2 protein-coding genes and 1 pseudogene are annotated in these 2,161 nt (G+C 73.6%); 1 reads left to right on the top strand and 2 read right to left on the bottom strand.

The window, feature by feature from the left end:
• The coding region (locus PLP61_RS11385; protein ID WP_324502834.1) for a M20/M25/M40 family metallo-hydrolase at positions 1-1,126 on the top strand (1,126 nt) is incomplete at its 5' end.
• Positions 1,127-1,144: 18 nt separating this feature from the next.
• Here PLP61_RS11385 and PLP61_RS11390 read toward each other — a convergent pair.
• Together PLP61_RS11390 and acnA are read right to left on the bottom strand one after the other, a co-directional pair.
• The gene (locus PLP61_RS11390) at positions 1,145-1,549 is read right to left on the bottom strand and encodes a secondary thiamine-phosphate synthase enzyme YjbQ (protein ID WP_324502835.1); all 405 of its coding nucleotides are present in this window, start codon (positions 1,547-1,549) and stop codon (positions 1,145-1,147) included.
• Positions 1,550-1,837: 288 nt separating this feature from the next.
• Positions 1,838-2,161, bottom strand: a pseudogene (gene acnA, locus PLP61_RS11395) (aconitate hydratase); the annotation flags it as partial.

The raw sequence follows: 2,161 nt of genomic DNA on the forward strand, positions 1-2,161 counted from the left end.
ACAAAATGCAGGTCCCCCCGGGTCCCTGGCCTTCGTCGGCCACCTCGACGTGGTCCCGGCCGATCCCCGTGACTGGACCCACCCGCCGTTCGCCGCGGTGGTCGACGACACCGGCTACCTCTTCGGTCGCGGTGCGGTGGACATGAAGGGCGAGGTCGCGGCCCGGGTGGTCGCGTTCGCCGAGCTGGCCCGGTCCGGCTTCCGGCCCCGGGCCGACCTGTGGCTGGTGATGGTGGCCGACGAGGAGGACGGCGCCGACGACGTCGGCATGCGGTGGCTGCTCCAGGAGCGCCCGGACCTTCGTCCGGACCTGGCGGTGAACGAGGGGGGCGGGCAGCGCCTCGAGCTAGCCGACGGCCGGACGGTGCTCACCTTCGCCGTGGGTGAGAAGGGGACGCTGCCGGTGCGTGTCTCTGCCCTCGGCGAGGCCGGTCACGCCTCCATGCCCACGGTCGGCGACAACGCGGTGCCCCGGCTGGCGACGCTGGTGTCACGCATCGGCAGGGGCCTGCCCACGCTGGAGTCCTCTCCGCTGCTGGACCACACGCTCGCCGTGCTGCTCGGCGAGGTGCCCGACGACCTCGCCACCGGGCTCGAGCGGGCCGGCGAGCTGCACCCCACGTTCGTCCACTCGCTGCCGCCGCTGGCCGGCACCACGATGGCGCCCACCCTGCTGTCCGGCTCCCGGGCCCGCAACGTGATGCCGGCCCGGGCATGGGTGGAGCTGGACTGCCGGATCCTGCCCGGCGCCACGACGGCAGACGTCGAGGCGGCCGTCCGGTCCCGCCTGGGCCGGGACGTCGCCTACGAGCTGGAGTACCCCGAGCCGATGGTGCCTGGGAGCGACTCTCCCGCGACCGGACCGCTGCCGTCCGCAGTGGCGGCGTTCCTGGCCGAGGCCGATCCCGGGGCGGTCCTGCTGCCGGTGCTGTGCACCGGGTTCACCGACTCGAGCTTCCTGCGTGCCGCGGGTGCCACGGCGGCGTACGGGTTCAGCCCGTTCCGTACGACGCCCCCCGAGGTGCTGGACGCCGGCTACCACAACGCCGACGAGCGGGTGCACGTCGACGACCTGCTGCTCTCGACACGCTTCCACCTGGACCTGGCCCAGCGGCTGCTGGCCTGAGCCGAGCGGCGGACGGGCTCACCCGGCGAGGAACGACAGCCGTACCTCACGCACCGGGTTGTCCACGTTGAGGTCGACCAGGCACAGGCTCTGCCAGGTGCCGAGCGCGAGCCGCCCCGAGAGCACCGGCACCGTCGCGTACGGCGCGACGAGCGCCGGCATCACGTGCGACCGACCGTGCCCTCGGCTGCCGTGGCGGTGCCGCCAGCGGTCGTCGGCGGGGAGGAGGTCGGCCAGCGCGGCGAGGAGGTCCTCGTCGCTGCCGGCACCGGTCTCCAGGATCGCGACCCCCGCCGTGGCGTGCGGCACGAACACGTGCAGCAGCCCGTCGCCCCGACCGCGGACGAACTGCCCTGCCTGGTCGGTCAGGTCCACGACTGAGTCGCGACCACCGGTGCTCACGGTCAGCAGCTGTGACTCCATGCCCTGATCGTGCCAGGCCCGGGAGGGCAGCCGGCATGAGAGGGCCACGGCCGCCGAACGGGGGGACAGCAGCCGTGGCCACGCGGCACATGGGGGGTGACCGCTCGGCCGAGAGCGGTGCGGACCGTGCTAATGCGCTGTGAGGTGGGGGTTGGGTCGCGGTCCACCCGGCTTCCCGGCGTCCCGGCGGCCCGAGGCCGTCGTGGACACTTCAACTGTCCCGCCCCCGGCGACCCGACCGCCAGCGATTGACGCGCAGGTCACACCGCTGGCGGGACGTCGGCCGCGTCAGCCTCGGCGCAGGCTGCGCAGGACGTACTGCATGATGCCCCCGTTGCGGTAGTAGCCGGCCTCGCCGGGTGTGTCGATGCGGACGACCGCGTCGAACTCCACGCTGGGCCCGCCCTCCGTCGCGGCGGTGACCCTGACCGTCCGGGGCGTGCGGCCCTCGTTGAGTGCGGTGACGCCGGTGATCGTGAAGGCCTCCTCACCGGACAGCCCGAGCGACTCCGCGCTCTGGCCGGCGGGGTACTGCAGCGGCAGCACGCCCATCCCGATCAGGTTGGAGCGGTGGATGCGCTCGTAGGACTCCGCGATCACCGCCTTCACGCC

The sequence above is a fragment of the Nocardioides sp. genome, from assembly GCF_035429765.1.
Classification (GTDB): Bacteria; Actinomycetota; Actinomycetes; order Propionibacteriales; family Nocardioidaceae; genus Nocardioides.